1 pseudogene is annotated in these 265 nt (G+C 43.4%); it reads left to right on the top strand.

Annotated elements, in window-relative coordinates:
- Window positions 1-265: pseudogene (locus SB679_RS24690) on the top strand (hypothetical protein); the annotation flags it as partial.

Here is a 265-nt window from a genome sequence, read left to right as displayed (position 1 = left end):
AGCCAGCAGGGATCCGGGCTTGGGATTCCACAGAATGCCATAGGCTTTATGGTGGGTTTTGACATTTACAACAATACCACCAGCGCTCAAATGAGCAAGGTACACATTGCGTATGGTGTAGTTCCGAATACAACAGACACGAACAACATTGAGTTTTTCAATACTGCAGGAAGCTCATTCCACTCTCCGGATCTTAACGCTACACAATCTTTTATAGGAGACACTTATAAACATGTAGAAGTAACCGGACAAATTGATCCCATCA

The organism is Chryseobacterium sp. SIMBA_029 (assembly GCF_046535275.1).
In the GTDB taxonomy this organism is placed as follows: Bacteria; Bacteroidota; Bacteroidia; order Flavobacteriales; family Weeksellaceae; genus Chryseobacterium.
This window is presented reverse-complemented; position numbering and strand designations above follow the sequence as displayed.